This is a genomic window from Variovorax sp. GW531-E2 (assembly GCF_059423125.1).
This window is the reverse complement of the sequence record NZ_JBWKXQ010000007.1, coordinates 114,641-130,319: the sequence shown is the minus strand read 5'-3', so window position 1 is coordinate 130,319 and position 15,679 is coordinate 114,641. Positions and strand designations below refer to the sequence as shown.

At 68.1% G+C, this 15,679-nt stretch carries 16 protein-coding genes; 10 read left to right on the top strand and 6 right to left on the bottom strand.

Translation table 11 applies throughout. The annotated features are described in order from the left end of the window. Positions 1-157 precede the first annotated feature (157 nt). Both AC07XP_RS07235 and AC07XP_RS07230 read right to left on the bottom strand, forming a co-directional pair. Positions 158-3,055, bottom strand: a complete 2,898-nt coding sequence (locus tag AC07XP_RS07235; RefSeq protein ID WP_495264226.1) for a beta strand repeat-containing protein — start codon at positions 3,053-3,055, stop codon at positions 158-160. 162 nt (positions 3,056-3,217) lie between these two features. Beyond that, positions 3,218-3,841, bottom strand: a complete 624-nt coding sequence (locus AC07XP_RS07230; RefSeq protein ID WP_495264225.1) for a hypothetical protein — start codon at positions 3,839-3,841, stop codon at positions 3,218-3,220. Between AC07XP_RS07230 and AC07XP_RS07225 the strand changes: the two genes are divergently transcribed. Both AC07XP_RS07225 and AC07XP_RS07220 read left to right on the top strand, forming a co-directional pair. Beyond that, complete coding sequence (locus tag AC07XP_RS07225; RefSeq protein ID WP_143599180.1) at positions 3,832-4,212, top strand: hypothetical protein; 381 nt, start codon at positions 3,832-3,834, stop codon at positions 4,210-4,212. The genes AC07XP_RS07230 and AC07XP_RS07225 overlap by 10 nt on opposite strands. Positions 4,213-4,731: 519 nt before the next feature. Beyond that, positions 4,732-5,133 (top strand): GreA/GreB family elongation factor, encoded by a 402-nt coding sequence (locus AC07XP_RS07220; protein WP_062472433.1) that lies wholly within the window; start codon positions 4,732-4,734, stop codon positions 5,131-5,133. A 43-nt stretch (positions 5,134-5,176) separates the two neighbouring features. Here AC07XP_RS07220 and AC07XP_RS07215 read toward each other — a convergent pair whose 3' ends face one another. Next, positions 5,177-5,407 (bottom strand): hypothetical protein, encoded by a 231-nt coding sequence (locus tag AC07XP_RS07215; protein WP_062472430.1) that lies wholly within the window; start codon positions 5,405-5,407, stop codon positions 5,177-5,179. 178 nt (positions 5,408-5,585) lie between these two features. Between AC07XP_RS07215 and AC07XP_RS07210 the strand changes: the two genes are divergently transcribed. Next, positions 5,586-6,473, top strand: coding sequence for a CsgG/HfaB family protein (locus AC07XP_RS07210; protein ID WP_070060896.1), 888 nt, complete (start codon positions 5,586-5,588; stop codon positions 6,471-6,473). A gap of 82 nt (positions 6,474-6,555) precedes the next feature. Beyond that, the gene (locus tag AC07XP_RS07205) at positions 6,556-7,632 is read left to right on the top strand and encodes an MBL fold metallo-hydrolase (RefSeq protein WP_495264224.1); all 1,077 of its coding nucleotides are present in this window, start codon (positions 6,556-6,558) and stop codon (positions 7,630-7,632) included. A gap of 7 nt (positions 7,633-7,639) precedes the next feature. Here AC07XP_RS07205 and AC07XP_RS07200 read toward each other — a convergent pair whose 3' ends face one another. Next, a complete protein-coding gene (locus tag AC07XP_RS07200) occupies positions 7,640-8,653 on the bottom strand; it encodes a zinc-dependent alcohol dehydrogenase family protein (RefSeq protein ID WP_495264223.1) in 1,014 nt (337 codons plus the stop codon). 118 nt (positions 8,654-8,771) lie between these two features. On the opposite strand from AC07XP_RS07200, the gene AC07XP_RS07195 reads away from it, so the two are divergent. The 3 genes from AC07XP_RS07195 to AC07XP_RS07185 are packed head-to-tail and all read left to right on the top strand — an operon-like array spanning position 8,772 to position 11,105. Further along, positions 8,772-9,674: a LysR family transcriptional regulator gene (locus AC07XP_RS07195; RefSeq protein ID WP_495264222.1), complete on the top strand. Its 903-nt coding sequence runs from the start codon at positions 8,772-8,774 to the stop codon at positions 9,672-9,674. A 31-nt stretch (positions 9,675-9,705) separates the two neighbouring features. Continuing rightward, positions 9,706-10,572: an alpha/beta fold hydrolase gene (locus AC07XP_RS07190; RefSeq protein WP_495264221.1), complete on the top strand. Its 867-nt coding sequence runs from the start codon at positions 9,706-9,708 to the stop codon at positions 10,570-10,572. Beyond that, complete coding sequence (locus AC07XP_RS07185) at positions 10,569-11,105, top strand: GrpB family protein (protein ID WP_495264220.1); 537 nt, start codon at positions 10,569-10,571, stop codon at positions 11,103-11,105. Before AC07XP_RS07190 ends, AC07XP_RS07185 begins: the two co-directional genes overlap by 4 nt. Before the next feature lies 1 nt (position 11,106). On the opposite strand, the gene AC07XP_RS07180 is transcribed toward AC07XP_RS07185, so the two are convergent. Next, entirely contained in the window at positions 11,107-11,520 is a 414-nt protein-coding gene (locus tag AC07XP_RS07180) for a PaaI family thioesterase (protein WP_062478117.1), read from the bottom strand. Between the two features lie 66 nt (positions 11,521-11,586). Then, positions 11,587-11,991, bottom strand: a complete 405-nt coding sequence (locus tag AC07XP_RS07175; RefSeq protein ID WP_495264219.1) for a GFA family protein — start codon at positions 11,989-11,991, stop codon at positions 11,587-11,589. Between the two features lie 91 nt (positions 11,992-12,082). On the opposite strand from AC07XP_RS07175, the gene AC07XP_RS07170 reads away from it, so the two are divergent. The 3 genes from AC07XP_RS07170 (at position 12,083) to AC07XP_RS07160 (ending at position 15,673) form a co-directional block, all read left to right on the top strand. Continuing rightward, positions 12,083-13,060, top strand: coding sequence for a helix-turn-helix transcriptional regulator (locus tag AC07XP_RS07170; RefSeq protein WP_495264218.1), 978 nt, complete (start codon positions 12,083-12,085; stop codon positions 13,058-13,060). Positions 13,061-13,167: 107 nt separating this feature from the next. Next, positions 13,168-13,806, top strand: coding sequence for a response regulator (locus AC07XP_RS07165; protein WP_082818203.1), 639 nt, complete (start codon positions 13,168-13,170; stop codon positions 13,804-13,806). A gap of 28 nt (positions 13,807-13,834) precedes the next feature. Further along, positions 13,835-15,673: a sensor histidine kinase gene (locus AC07XP_RS07160; RefSeq protein WP_495264217.1), complete on the top strand. Its 1,839-nt coding sequence runs from the start codon at positions 13,835-13,837 to the stop codon at positions 15,671-15,673. The last annotated feature ends 6 nt before the right edge of the window (positions 15,674-15,679 follow it).

Below are 15,679 nucleotides of genomic sequence, written 5' to 3'. Positions count from 1 at the left end.
CTTTCCTCTGCCGCCTCGAAGGCCGGCAAGGCACGGCTTGCATGCAGCGATGTGCGCGAAAGCGGCAGGGGAAACAGGCGAGGCACCGGGGCAAACCCGGGCCTCGCGGGAAACAGCCGACGGCCCTTGCGGAACCGTCGGCGGCGCCGATGTCAGGTCAGGGGTTGATCTGCACGGCGAAGGTCAGCGTGACCTTTCCACCTGGGGCCACGGTGTTGGCCGCGCTGCCGCAGCTCACCGCGGTGGCGGTCGATGCGAAGGCCGGCGCCGTACCGCCAATGCCCGGGGCTTCGCACTGCAATGCAGGCTGCTTCGCGCTCAGGACGGTGTACGCCGGCAGTGCGTCGTTGATGGCGATGTTGGTCACCGGCACGATGCCTTCGTTGGTGGCAACGACCTGGTAGACGATGCACTGGCCCGGCTTCAACTGCAGCGACGTTGCCGCGAACGCGGTGTCCGCCACGCCGTCACAGGTCGCATCGGCCGCCTGCGTCTTGAGGACGCGGATCTGACCGGTGATCACGGCCGTGATGTCAGTGGCCGAAGGGGTACCGCAGTTGGGGGCCGGGTCGGTGAAGGTGGCCGTCACCGTCGTGGTGTTGCTGACACCCGCGCTCACGCCGCCCGGCGCGAACACGCGCACCAGCAGCTTCTGCGCTGCACCGGCCGGCAGGCTTGCCAGCGGACCGTTCACCGGCGTGTCGCCGGCGTCGATCTGGCCGTCGCCGTTGACGTCGAGGTAGACCGTGGTGGTCCAGCCTTGCGCCGCATCTGCCGCAGGCACCGTGGCTGTCAGCGTGTACGCGCCGCAGCTCTGGGCGCCGATGTTGGTCAGCGTGTGGGCATACACCACGGTGCCGCCGGGCGCGACCTGGCCGTTGTTGTTCGGCGTGAGCGAGGCGCCCAGTTGCAGCGCCGTCGAGGTCACCGTCACGGCGTCGGTCTTGACGTCAGACGCGATGCCGCCGGTCGAAGCCACCGCAGTGGATTGCACCTTGAAGTAGATCTTCACTGCAGTGACGGCAGCTTGCGAGGACGGTGGCGTGACGCACGCTTCGACCGCCTGCTGTCCCCCGGCGATGACCGCGAGGTTTGAGATGGCCGGCGATGCACAGGTGCCGCCAAACGCCACGAACTTGACCGTCCAGCCTGCTGGCAGCGCGCCCGGGAAACCGGTCGTCTGGCTGGCGGCAAGGTTGTAGGTCGCGTCGACCACGTCATGGTTCTTCACCCACAGCGTGAAGACCGTGCCGGTGCCGGCCCCCGTTTCGTGGACCTGCGTCGGCAACGGGCTGGGACCCGCGCCGAGGTCACCGTTGGCGACGCTGCCGGTGCCTGTACCAATCTTCGTGTTGGTCAGGTCGACCAGGGTCTCGATCACGCGCTCGAGGCGGTCTTCGGTCGCATCGATCTTCGTGTTGTCGCCCACGGAACGACCGAGCACGGTGGCCACGTAGGCGCCGCCCACGGTGGCCGGCGGCAGTTGCACCTGCGTCACGATGTTGAAGCTCGCGCCAGCCGGGATCGGGCCGGTGTCGGGCACGCCGTCACCGTTCGTGTCCAGCAGCGGTGCGCCGGTGTCGGCAGCGAAGAACTGGAAGCTCGTGCCGGCCGGGAACGTGTTGGCGGAGATCGACAGATTCACTGCATCGGTGGCGCCGCCCGTGTTGAACACGGTTTGCGGGAACCGGACGCTGCTGCCTGCGACGGCCAACTGCCTCGTGGTCAGGTCTTGCCCAGTGGGGTTGGGCGTGCCGGGTGTCGCGTCGAGCGCCGTTGCAGCTGTGGACGGGTTGGAACCCACCACGATGCCGAAACGCGCCAGGACGGTGTACGCCGACGGGTTGGAGGTCGAACCGACGGTGCCGATCAACGCTGCGGTCACGCCGGCCGGCGCGTTCGCGGGGTTGTAGCGGGCCACGTTGGTGGTGGTGGACGTACCGACCGCCGCGGTGCTGTTCACGAGCACCACGAAGCTCAACGTTTGCGTCACGTTCGGGTTCAGCGAAGCCACCACGGCATTCAGCGTGTTGCCAGTCGCCTGGAAGTCGATGCCCGACGGATCGCCGCCTGCACCGTCACCCAGCGCCGTACCCGACGCACCGCTCCACACTGCCGAGCCCGTGACGTAGGTCAACCCTGCCGGCAACACATCGGACAGCGCGAACTTGCCCGGTGCGCCACCCGTGTTGTTGAACGTGAGGGTGTAGACCGAGTACTGGCAGTTCGCGTTCGACGCGAGACCGGCTGTCCAGCTCGTGGCCGTGCAGGCGGCGGAAGAGCGCGGCCCACTGGTCGGTGCAGTCGGCCAGACGCCATTGCCCGGTGCCGCGACCGACGGAGCGCCAATCGACTTGGTGACGTTGAACACCGCATCGGTGGCCAGCTTGACCTCGTCCTTGTCGGCCGCCGAGGTGTTCGGCGCGGTGTACAGCTCCGGGGTGCCCGGGGTGGCGGTGATCGTTGCGGCATCGAAGTTGCCGGTGCCGGTGGCCGAGCCCGGGATCGTGTAGGCCACGACGAATCGGAACGCACCGTTGTTGCCGGGCACGCTCTGCGCCGGGGTCACCGTGCAGACGTCCGTGCCGACCGCCGAGCAGAGCGCCGTCGTGCTGTCGGGCAGCCCGTTGCCGTCGGCATCGGCAAAGACCTCGACACGCGAGAACTTGCCCGCATCGGCCTTGACCGTGAGGCCGAAGGTGTCGACGCCATTGCCGGTGTTGGTCAGCACGTGAGGCGCATAGACCGTGGCGCCGGCCGCGCCGGACTTGGTGTTGATGATGGTCGTCGTGACCTGGTTGACGCTGTCGAGCGTGAACGAGCCCACCTGGAGAACGGTGGTCTGCACCAGGTTGGAGGTGGCGACCTGGGTCGTCCCGGCGGCGTCCGAATAGCTGGCGGACGCCTGGTTGCCGATGACGGTGTTGGCGGGCGGCGACGCGGCAAATGCAGCCGGGCTTCCGAAAAGGAAGCCCAGCGTCAACGCTGCGGCGCCTGCCCAGGGCGCGCACGGCTTGTAGCCGCTGGCGCGTTGGGTTGGCTGGGTGGGAATCACGTAGTTTTCTCCTCTGTTGTCGATGAACGGGAACACGAAAGAACCTGGCGGATACGTTTCGACGGGCGAACGCGTACCTGCCGACTGGCACTCGGAAACAAGAGATCGATGGAAAAGGCGGGCGCCCTCGCCTCGCGCAGCGCGCGAGGGCCGGCGCGGCCTTTACTTGCCGCGCGGGGGCGGCGTGGCGGGCGTGGGAGGCACAGCCGTTGGCGGCGCGACGGTTTCGACCTTGGCGCGCGCGCTCACGGCGAGGCTGCCGTTTGCGGGCAACTGGCCCAGGCTCCAGCGCAGCATGCGGTACTCGCTGTAGGGAACGGGTTCGGTCTTGCCGCCGGGCAGTTTGCGAACGAGCGGCTCGGGCTCGAAGACGGCGGTCTTGGTGGCGGCTTTCACGAGGCTGGCGCCTGGCTTCGCGCTGCGCGGCAGGTATTCCAGCCCCTCGGGGATCGGCAGATCCGCCACCAGCCCCTTGACCGGCTTGCCCGTGTTGTTGGTGTAGGTGGCCTTGTATTCGATGACGTCGCCCGGCTTGATGGTGGCCGCGTCCTGGAACTGCTCATTGCCGTCGGGCCCCTTGACCACCTTCGACTGGGCGAGGACGACGGTCACGGCCTGGGTCGCGGCAGGTGCGCGCGACGCCTCCAGCGAAGCGGTGGGTTGCGCGAACGCGACGGTCGCGGCGCCTGCGGCAAGCAGGGCCAGGCCTGCGCGGATCAGCGGGTGGACCGCCCCTGCGCGGCCTCGCGACGACGACAAGAACAAGTCCCATGTAGATGCTGTCATTCAAACCTCAATTAACAATATTTGAAATTCATGTCGCAAAATTTGCAATCAACCTCTTATTGCAAACAAATAGCCAGCATTGCTTGCAATTGAAGGCAATCGGCCACTTAGATTTTTGCGTACTGAATTCTTATGTCTCGGGGCTTTTATGGCAATCAAACAAAAGAACAGAGGATGCGCAAATGAGACATATTGAACAAACAAAATGCATCCACCATTTCGTTCGAACTGAAGCCCCTCCAATTGAAGCTTTCAAGCTTCTGGGAAAGTCAAAACAATTGAGATCGAATGGCAACAACAGCAACCTCAGGCGCAACCCTTATGCACCAAATAATATTTTCAATGAATTCAAGCCCATAAAATTAATTTGAAATCACTCATTAGATGCAGCACAAGAAATTATTCGCCGATGAATTACAGAGAAATCCCGGTGGTCAGGAAAATATCGAACTCGCAAAGAATCCGGTAAATATGAGCGCTTGCCCACGCTTTCCCCATCACTCATTCACGTCGTCTCGAATCACAGGCTCTTGATTTCAATTCGGGCGTTCTACTGATTGAATCCAGAGATTCCACGGCAATTCCTCGCTGCGCCCGTAGGGCCATAATTGGCCAATCTGGCCAGAATCCCCTACACTCACGCCCCATGGCTCTCCTCTCGCCCCGTCGATACCCTGCGCGCGCAGCCCTGCCCATGGCAGCGGCCGGTCGTCGTGTGGGCGCCGTCGTCGCGGCGGCCACGTCGGTCCTCCGACGCACGTCCGCACATTCCTGAGCCCGGCGGTCCGCTACCTTCTTCTTGATGCGCACACCTTGACCGCCGGGCACCACACCGCGCGGTAGCGACCCTGTCTGTTGGAAAGGCGGGTTGCGTTCATCTGGAGTGCTTCATGCTTTCAACCGTTCACGGGGAGCGCACGCTCACCGAACTCGATTACGTTCGTCTCAGCAAATTCGCGGACACGCCGCTTCCTCCGGCCCTGGTCGATCTGCTCGACACGGCCGACATCCTTCCGTCACGCGAAATGCCCTCGGACATCGTGACGATGTACACCCAGGTGGAAATCGAAGACCTGCCCGCCGGACAGCGGCAGAAGATCGTGATCTGCTATCCCGCCGACGCGAACCCGACCACGGGCTTCATCTCGGTGTTCTCGCCCGTCGGCATCGGCCTGCTCGGCCAGAAGACCGGTGCGGTCGCGCGCTGGAAGACGCCCGGCGGCGGCGAACACAGCGCGCGCGTGATCGCCGTGCTGTTCCAGCCGGAAGCCAGCGGCGACTACACGACCTGAAAGTGCGCCGGTTCAGGCCGGAGGCCGGCGCCCCACCGGCCGGTCAGTGCTGCAGCACGCCGGCAACGCCGGGGCCCCTGCTCTTCGCACTGTCGATGGTCGCGCTGACGGAACTCGTGTTGACCGCCAGCGCCACCAGCACCGCCCCCACGAACGACGGATCGGCGCTGCCGCTGTAGCCCGACGCTCCGGCAATGGCCAGGGCCTGCGCGACCTGCTGCGTCGTCAGTTCGACGGCGGCTTCTCCCACGATATTCCTCTTCTTTGTGGCCATCTGAAAACTCCTGCGAATGGAGTTCGGACTGTAACCAAGCCCCGACAAGCGCCACAAATGTTCCTAACCCTGTGACTTTCGACACTGGCCCCCGCATCGGGCGGCCCGTATCGTCGCGCGGGCGCGGCGCCTGCCGGTGGGGCGGACGCCACATTGTTTTCATTTGATGGACAGGGACATGCCTTTTTCCAAACTCTCTCTCGCCAGCGCACTCGCAGGCCTGCTCGCGCTCTCCGGTTGCCAGACCATGGACATGCAGATGGGCGCTCCGGCGGCCAAGACCACGGCCACGGGCAGCGCCGCCGGCGGCGCCACCTCGGGCGAGAGCAGCCAGCTCGAACGCTGCGACTCGCCGCTCGGTACCGTCTCGCTGATCGAGAACGTCAATGCCGGCTGGTACACCATCCTCACCGGTGAATACCGCCTGCCGCCCACGGCCAACCTGCTGCGCCTGCTGGTGCAGCAGTCGAACTGCTTCGTGGTGGTGGAGCGCGGCGCGGCCGGCATGAACGCCATGACGCGCGAGCGCGCGCTGATGCAATCGGGCGAGATGCGCGGCGGCAGCAACTTCGGCCGCGGCCAGATGGTGGCCTCCGACTACGGCCTGTCGCCCGAGATCGTGTTCAGCAACAACGACGCCGGCGGCATCGGCGGCGCGCTCGGCGGCCTCGTGGGCGGCGGCCGTGGCCGCGCCATCGCAGCTGTCGGCGCCAGCCTGCAGACCAAGGAAGCCAGCGCGCTGCTGACGCTCATCGACAACCGCTCGGGCGTGCAGGTGGCTGCGGCCGAAGGCAGCGCCTCCAAGACCGACTTCGCGGGCTTCGGCGGCCTCGGTGGCCGCAGCGGCGCCGGCGGCATCGGCGGCTACACCAACACCGCACAGGGCAAGGTGATCGCGGCGGCCTTCATGGACGCCTTCAACCAGATGGTCCGTTCGCTGCGCAACTACAAGGCGCAGACGGTGCGCGGCCAGGGACTGGGCGGCGGTGGCCGGCTGGGCGTGGACGGCGGCGCCGCCCCGTCGCAGACCTCGGCGCCGGGCGCGGCCCGCCCGCGCCGCAAGTAAGCGCGGCCGTCCATCGTCTTCGAAGTGACCCGGGCCGAATGCCGGTCGGGTTCACAATTCATCCCTCTGGAGGTGAAACACGATGGATGGTTTGGAAGAGTCGGCGGAAGCGGCCAAGGGCAAGCTCGTTTATCCCTTTACGGAGCTTCCGCCACGCGGCAAGTCGATCGAGGTCGCCGATGGGGTCCACTGGATCCGCATGCCGCTGCCCTATTCGCTCGACCACATCAACCTGTGGGCGCTGGACGACGGCGACGGCTGGGCCGTGGTCGACACCGGCGTGCGCACCGAGGAAACCGTGGCGGTCTGGCGCGAGTTGTTCGCCAATTCGCCCGACACGCGCGGCCTCACCCGCGTCTTCGTGACGCACATGCACCCCGACCACGTCGGCATGGCCGGCTGGCTCACGCGCAAGTTCGGCGTGCGGCTGTGGATGACCCGCTCCGAATACCTCATGTGCCGCGTGATGGTGTCCGACACCGGCCGCGAAGCGCCCGACGAAGCCATCGCCTTCTACCGCCGCGCCGGCTGGGGCGAGGCGGCCATCGAAACCTACCGCACGCGCTTCGGCAACTTCGGCAAGCACATCCACCCGCTGCCCGACAGCTTCCGGCGCCTGCGCGATGGCGAGGTGTTGCGCATCGGCGCGCACGACTGGCGCGTCGTCACCGGCAACGGCCACTCGCCCGAGCATGCGTGCCTGTACTGCCCCGACCTGAAGGTGCTGATCTCGGGCGACCAGATCCTTCCCCGCATCTCGTCCAACGTGTCGGTCTCGCCCGTCGAACCCGACGCCGACCCGATGGCCGACTGGCTCGCGTCGCTCGCCAAGCTCAAGCGCGAAGTGCCCGACGACGTGCTGGTGCTGCCGTCGCACAACGAGTGCTTCCGTGGCCTGCATGCGCGCATCGACCGGCTGCAGCATGGACAGGAGCGCTCGCTCGACCGCTTGCGCAATGCATTGAAAACGCCGAAGCGCGCGGTCGATGTGTTCACGAGCCTGTTCGCGCGCAGCATCGCCGAATCCGACGTGCCGTTGCTGGGCATGGCCACCGGTGAAAGCCTGGCCTGCCTCAACTACCTGCGCCACCGCGGCGAGATCGCGTGCGACATTGCCGACGACGGGGTGGCCTGGTACCGGCTGACGTCCGCCGCCTGAGCGCCGGTCAGACCTCGAGCACGACCTTGCCGATGTGCCCGGCGCGCTCGAGGTAGCGATGGGCCTGCACCACGTCGTCGAGCGCGAAGCTCCGGTCGATGCGCACGTGCAGCGAGCCATCGGCAAGGCCTGCATCGATGAAGGCCAGCGCGCGGCCCAATGCGCCCTTGTCGCGAGGCAACCCCATGGTGGCGGCACCCGTGTGCTCCAGCACCTTGTAGACGTGGAAGCGCCAGCTCTTGCGGAACTGCGCCACCACCGGAAATTTGAATTCGGCGCCACCCGACAGGCCGTACAGCACGTACCACCCGCGATGCGCGACCACATCGCCGAGCCGCTCGACCTGCGCGCCGCCCACGCCGTCGTACACCAGGTCGACACCGCAGCCCTCGGTGAGCCTCAACACGCGCTCGACCACGTCTTCGTCGTCCGTCACGACCACATGCGCAGCGCCCGCTTCCCGCAGCGCGTCGCGCTTGGCGACCGTGCGCGTGACCGCGATGGCGGCGATGCCCGCCGCGCGCGCCATCTGCAACGCCGCGATGCCGGTGCCCGATGACGCCCCGGTGACCAGCATGACCTGGCCGCGCTGCAGCCGTGCGATCTCGAACATCGGGAAGTAGCCCGTGAGGTAGGCCATGTAGGCGCCCGCAGCCTGTGCGGCCGACAGGTTGGCGGGATACCGCACCACGTGCGCGGCCGGAAAGAGGATGCGGTCGCCGTAGGTCGGATACAGCCCCTGGCTCGCCCCCGGCAGCACCGCGACCCTGTCGCCCACGCGCAGCCCTTCGACGCCCTCGCCCACGGCCTCGATGACGCCGGCGGCTTCGTTGCCCAGCCCCGCCGGCAACGTCGCGTCTTCGATGTACAGGTTCTCGCGCCACAAGGCGTCGGCCCGGTTCAGGCCGATGGCCTGGACCGCGATGCGCACTTCGCCAATGCCCGGCGCCGGCACCGCGACCTCTTCGAGCTTCAGCACCTCGGCACCACCGAATGCGTGGAAGCGAACCATCCTGCTCATGACAACTCTCCTTCTTTCTTGAATGACCGATGGCTTCAATCTAGAGGCCGCGGCGTCATCAAGGAAATCGATTTGCGGGATAGTCGCTATGCGCACCATCGATAACGCCCCGACCCCAATGAAACCCATCGAACTCAACCGCATCGACCTGAACCTGCTCACCGTGCTGGCCGCGCTCATGCGCGAGCGCCATGTCAGTCGCGCCGCCGAGCGGCTGAACCTCGGCCAGCCCGCGGTGAGCCATGCGCTCGCGCGGCTGCGCGAGCTCACGGGCGATCCGCTGCTGGTGCGCCAGGGCCGCGTGATGGAACCCACCGCACGGGCGCTCGCCCTGATGCAGGGCCTGGGCCCCGCGCTCGCGCAGATCGAGGCCACGTTCCGTGCGCAGGCCGACTTCGAGCCGGCGCGCGCCGCGCCGGTGTTCCGCATCGGCCTGACCGATGACCTGCAGATCGCAATGCTGCCCCGCCTGCTGCGCGCCCTGAGCACCGAAGTGCCCGGCGCCAAACTGGTGACGCTCACCGTCTGCTACCGCAACGCCATGCGCTACCTCGACCAGGGCCGTGTCAGCGCGGTGATGTCCTTCCTGAAAGACCTGCCCGCCGATGCGAAGGTGCGCAAGGTCCGCACCGCGCGCTTTGCCGTGCTCCGCGCCGACACCGCGCCCGGCAAGCTGTCGCTCGACGACTACTGCCGCCGGCGCCACCTGCTCGTGACCTATGCCGGCGACCTGTGCGGCACCGTCGACGAAACGCTGGGCGAACTCGGACGCCAGCGCGACGTGCTCTTCTCGGTGCCGCAGTTCGGCAGCCTGCCCGCCGTGCTCGCCGGCACCGACCTGCTGGCCACGGTGCCCGAGCACGTGGCGCGGGCGCTGTCGGCGCAAAGCGGCCTGCGCTGCGAGCCCCTGCCCTTCGACAGCCCGAGCTACCCGCTGCGGATGGCCTGGCGCGCGGTGACCGACAAGGACCCGGCGCAGGCGTGGCTGCGCAAGGCCATGCTGCGGGCTGCCAACGATTAGGATGCAGATCCACTTCCCTGGAGGACCCCGCATGCCGAGCACCGAGACCCACTTCGAACTGACCGCCAACGACGGCCATCCGGTGGAGGCCCACCGCTGGCAGGGCGCCGCGCCGCGCGCCATCGTGCAACTGGCGCATGGCATGGGCGAGCATTCGCTGCGCTACCGGCCGCTGGCCGATGCGCTCACGCAGGCCGGCTACGTCGTCTACGCGAACGAGCACCGCGGCCACGGCCCGGGCGCCGCCGCGCGCGACGAACTCGGCGAGTTCGGCCCGCGCGGATTCGCCGGTCTCGTGGAGGACATGGCGCTGCTCAGCCGCCACGCACGCGCCGAGCACCCCGGGCTGCCGCTGGTCCTCGTCGGCCACAGCATGGGCTCGTTCGCCACGCAGTACTACCTGGTGCGGCACAGCGAGCTGTTGTCGGGTGCGGTGCTGTCGGGCACCACGGCGCTCGACCTGCTGGGCGGTGCACTGCAAAGCGGCTTCCGTCTCGAAGACATGAACGCCGCGCTGCCCGACGTGCGCACGCCCTTCGACTGGCTCAGCCGCGATCCGGCCCAGGTCGATGCCTACATCGCCGACCCGCTGTGCGGCTTCACGGTGTCGGCCGATGGCATGGGCTCCATGTTCGCCAGCCTCGACGAACTCACGCCCGCCGCGATGCAGACGCGCATCCGGCCCGAGCTGCCGCTGTACCTGTTCACCGGCGACCAGGACCCCGTCAGCAACAAGGCCGAGTGGTTCTACCCGCTGGTGCAGCGCTACCGCGACGCCGGCCTGCGCGACGTGTCGTGCCATGTGTTCGGCGGCGCCCGCCACGAGACGCTCAACGAAACCAACCGCGACGAAGTCGTGGCCGTGCTGCTGGCCTGGCTCGCGCGCATCGTGCGATGAAACTCATCGCCTTCGACGAGAGCCTGGACCAGCGCCACATCCTGCCCTACGACCCGGCGTACGCCGAGGTGTTCGCGCAGGTGCAGCGTTACGTGCAAGCGCAGCTCGAGGGCGTGGAACTCGTGCACATCGGGAGCACGGCCATCGTCGGACTGCGGGGCAAGCCGATGGTGGACATCGCGGCGATCACGCAGCGCGAGAACCTGCGCAGGGCCCAGTCGGAATTCGAAGTGCTCGGATTTCACCGCCGCCCGGTGTGGGTCGACACGGACGAGAAGCCCTACGTCTGCGCGTCCGTGCTGCACGGCGGGCGCAGGTTCAACCTCAATCTGCACATCTGCCATCGCGGCGACCCGGTGCACGTGGACTCGCTGGCCTTCATGGAAGTGCTCGACCGGCGCCCGGACCTGCGCAGGAAGTACGAAGAAGCCAAGGACCGCGCCCACGGCATCGACCCGGCCAACCCGCAGATCTACAACAAGGAAAAGGAAGCGGTGATCCGCGAAATACAGGCTGAGATCGGGCGGGCGTAGCCTAGAGGCTCGCCAGTATCCCCGTCGATGTAGCCTCGGCCGCCAGCTTCCCATCGGGGTTGTAGAGCGCCGCTTCGAGAAACGCCACGCGCTTCCCACGCCGGATCACGCGCCCCTCGACCCGGCCTTCGCCGGGGCCGACCTTCTCGTAGAAGCTCACCTTGATCTCCAGGCTGAAGACCGTCTGCGCCTGCTCGGTGTCATGCATGACCGCATGGGCCATGGCGGCGTCGAGCCAGGCCGTGATGAAGCCGCCCTGGGCGATCGTGCCGTTCGTGTGGCAGTACTCGCGCCGCACGGTGAAAGCGGCCTTCAGCGTCTTGTGCTCGGCGTCCCAGCCGGTCACGTGGAAATTGCCCATCGATTCGGACAGCGCCTGGCCCGAGCGGATGCGGGCTTCGAGTTCGTCGTTCATTGGTGTCGTTCGCAGCAGGTGAAGCAACGGGCATTCTCAGCCGAAAGCGTGGGGCCATCGGTCATCTCAGAGATAGCGCACCTCCGCCGGCACCTCGAACCAGTTGTTGTGGCGCCCGTCCATGTAGCGCACCGGCGCGGTGGACAGCTCTTCGAGCGTCGCGTCGTCCAGGCAGGAGACGTTCACGCTGACGTACGCGCCGCCGATCTCCGGCACGTTGCCGCGCCCGAAGGACTTGACGCCGCAATGGCGGCAGAACAGGTGCTCGGCGCTGAACGAGCCGAACTGGTAGCTCGACAGGTCATCCTCGCCCGACAGCAGCGTGAAGTCGGCCGGCTTGACGATGGCGCCCCAGCCGCGCGATTTCATGCAGATCGAGCAGTTGCACTTGCCGGTGCCCGCGGTGAGGTCGATGAGCGCCTGGAAGCGCACCTTGCCGCAGTGGCAGCTGCCGTGATAGGTCTTCTTCATGGTCGGTGTCCGTGGAAACGAGTGGAGGAAACCCAAGGCTACGACCCATTGCGGACAGATTCTGTCCTCGATCGCAGGCATGATGCGGGCCATGCTGTCCGCTTCCGCCCGCCTGCTTCGCCTGCTCGCGCTGTTCCAGGCCCAGCGCGCCTGGACCGGTGCCGCCCTGGGCGAGCGCCTGGAGATCACCGAGCGCACGCTGCGCCGCGACGTCGACCGGCTGCGCAGCCTCGGCTACACGGTCGACTCCACCTCGGGCGTGGCCGGCGGCTACCGACTGGGTGCGGGCAGCGCCCTGCCGCCGCTGCTGCTGGAAGACGAGGAAGCCATTGCGGTGGCGCTGGCGCTCGGCCATGCCGGCACGGGTGAAGGCGACATCGGCAACGCGTCGATGCGCGCCCTCGCCAAGCTCGACCAGCTGATGCCGCCGCGCCTGCAGCGCCGCCTGGGCAGCGTGCGCGCCTCGGTGGTGCCGGTGATGCGAAGCAAGTCGGGCGTGCGCGTGAAGGCGGTGTCGATGTTCGCCGAGGCCTGCACCGAGCGACGCGAACTGCGCTTCGGCTACCAGGACCACCACCAGACGGCCACGGCGCGCACGGTGGAGCCGCACCGCGTGGTGCAGACCGGCCAGCGCTGGTACCTGCTGGCCTGGGACACGGCGCGCCAGGACTGGCGCACCTTCCGCCTCGACCGCATCGTCGACGCCGAACCGACGGGCGCGCGCTTCACCGCACGCCGCCTGCCGCTGGGCGACGTCGAGGCCTACATGGAACACGCGCTCAAGGTCTCGCCCTACCTGCACCACGCGCGCGTGATCGTGCATGCCCCGCTCGCAGCGCTGGAACCGCACCTGGGCTGGGTGGGCGGCGTGCCCGAGGCCCTCGACGCGGACCGCACGCGCGTCGTCACCGGCGCCAGCTCGCTCGATGCGCTGGCCGTGTGGCTGGGCTGCCTGGGCCACGACATCGAGATCGAGTCGCCTCCCGAACTGGTGCAGCACGTGGCGCAGGTCGCCGCACGGCTGGACACCATCGCGCGTCGGCAGGGTACCCCCATCCCCCGTCTATAGGATGGGCTCGCCCGATACCGGTCGATAGGCTTGCGGCACCTGCAACCCCGAACGGAAACGGATCTGCCCATGCGCCTCGGCCCCGGTCTCGCCTGCGGAAGCCCGCCATGCCCCTGACCGCCACCCAGGTCGCCGTGGTCGAGGACGACAGTGGCATGCGCGAGCGCATCGCCCGCGTGATCGGCGCCGACCCGGCACTGGCGCTGGCCTTCAGCGCCTCGAACGCGGTCGACATCCTGAACTGGCTCACGGACAACCCGGTCGACGTGCTGCTGGTCGACCTCGGCCTGCCCGACCATCCCGGCCTGCAGGTGATCCGCCAGTGCCGCCGCATGCAGCCGGCCTGCGCGGTGATGGTGCTGACGATCTTCGGCGACGAGACCCACATGGTGCAGGCCTTCGAGGCCGGCGCGCGCGGCTACCTGCTCAAGGACGGCACCGAGGCCGACCTGGCGGCGCACCTGCGCCACCTGGGCACCGGTGGCTCCCCGCTGCCGCCGGGCATCGCGCGGCAGCTGCTGCGGCGCTGGCAGGCCTCCGACGGCGCGCCCGGGCACCTCTCGTCGCGCGAGGCCGAAGTGCTCGACCGGGTGTCTCGTGGTTTCACCTATGCCGAAATCGGCGCGCAGATGGGAGTCTCCGCATCGACGGTTCAAACCCATATCAGAAACATCTACGGCAAGCTGGATGCGCCCCCACCCTCGGAAGCCGTGTTGGCGACCCGTCCTCCAGGCCGGCTTTCCTAGCCGCGTGAGCCGCCCCTTCTTTTCCCGCATGCAAGCCGTGCTGCAACTGCTGCTGTGGCTGGTGCTCGCAGCCCCCTTCGCCCACGCTGCCACCCCGCCGGGCAGCACCGACGTGGACTGGGCCGAAGCCAGCCTCGAACCCGATGGCCTGCCGCTGCAGGTGCGGCAGGTGGCGCTGCCCTTTCGCTGGGACCACGAGTTTCCGGGGCGCGGCGGCAAGGCCAGCTACCGCATCGTGTTGCCCCCGGACGCCGCCCGCGCGGACGATGCCCAGGCGCTCCTGATGTCGGGCCTGGGCAACCAGGCCGCCGTGTGGTTCAACGGCGCGCTGGTCGCCAACTACGGTGTGCTCGGCGACCCGGCCTACGACGCCGGCAAGGCCAACCTGCTGATCCCGCTGGCCGCCGCCCTGCGACGCGGCGACGGCCAGCCGCAGGAGCTGCTCATCCAGGCCACCATGCAGCGCCAGCGCGGCGGCGGACTGGCCAGCGTGCTCTACGGCCCCGAGGCCTCCCTGGCCCCGCTGCACCGCTCGCAGCAGAACTGGCGCAACACCTCGGCCATCGTCTACGCCGTGAGCCTGCTGCTGATGGGTGGCCTGGCCGCCGGTCTGTGGCTGCGCCAGCGCGACGCGCTCTACGGCTGCTTCGCGCTGGCCGCGCTCTCGGGCGTGGCCCGCAACCTCGACCGCGTGCTGACCGAAGGGCCCGTGCCCTGGCCGCTGTGGGGCGCGGTAGTGGCGGTCTGCTACGCCTGCCACATCGGGCTGATCGCGCGCTTCGTGCTGCTGGTGCTCGACCGCAATCCGCCGTGGCTGGTGCGCTCCATCTACGGGGCGCTGGCGCTCTCGGTGGTGCTGGCCTGCGCCTCCTTCGCCTTCGCGCTGCCGGCGCTGTGGACCACGGGGCTGGCGATCCTGCAGATCACGAGCACTATCTGCCTGCCCTACGTGGTGCACGGCGCGCTGGTGGCGCGGCGGCGCATCGCGGGCGTGCTGATGGCGGCGGGCACGCTGGCCATCCTGGCCGGCGCGCACGACCTGCTGCTGGTGCGCATGGGCCTGTTCGGCGGCGCCTACTACACGCTCACCTCCCACGCGATCTTCTTCTTCGTGATGATCCTGGCCGGCCTCGTGGTGGAGCGCTACAGCCGCACCGTGGCCGATTACCGCTCGCTCAACGCCAACCTCGCCGCGCGCGTGGCCGAGCGCGAGGAGCAGCTGCGCGGCGCCTTCGAAACCGTGCGCAAGCAGCAGGAAGAACAGGCCGTGCTGCTGGAGCGCCAGCGCATCATGCGGGAGATCCACGACGGCGTGGGCTCGCAGCTCGTGGGCCTGCTCAACGTGGTGAACCAGCCCGCGCCCGATCGCGACGTGGTCGAGGAGCACGTGAAGCTGGCGCTCGACGAGATGCGCATGGCCGTCGATTCGCTGCAACCCATGCACGACGACCTGACCACCGTGCTGGCCACGCTGCGCTACCGCCTGCAGCCCCGGCTGGATGCCGCCGGCATCGAACTGGTGTGGGACGTCGCGCTCATCCCCACGCTCGCGCCCTTTGCCGCGCAGGCTGCGCTGCAGCTGCAACGCATCCTGCTCGAGGCTTTCACCAACGTGCTGAAGCATGCGGCCGCCACGCGCATCGTGATGCATGTGGGCTGGCACGGCGAGCAGACGCCGCCGCTGGTGCGGATCGTGCTCACCGACAACGGCCGCGGGCTGCAGGCGAACGAACGCCCCGGCGGCCACGGCCTCGCGAACATGCGTTCGCGGGCACAGGCCATCGGGGCGCGGCTGCAGATCGAGCGGGCCGACGCACAGGCCGGCGGCACGCGCGTCTCGCTCGACTGGCCCTGCGCGCTGCCTTGAACCCGG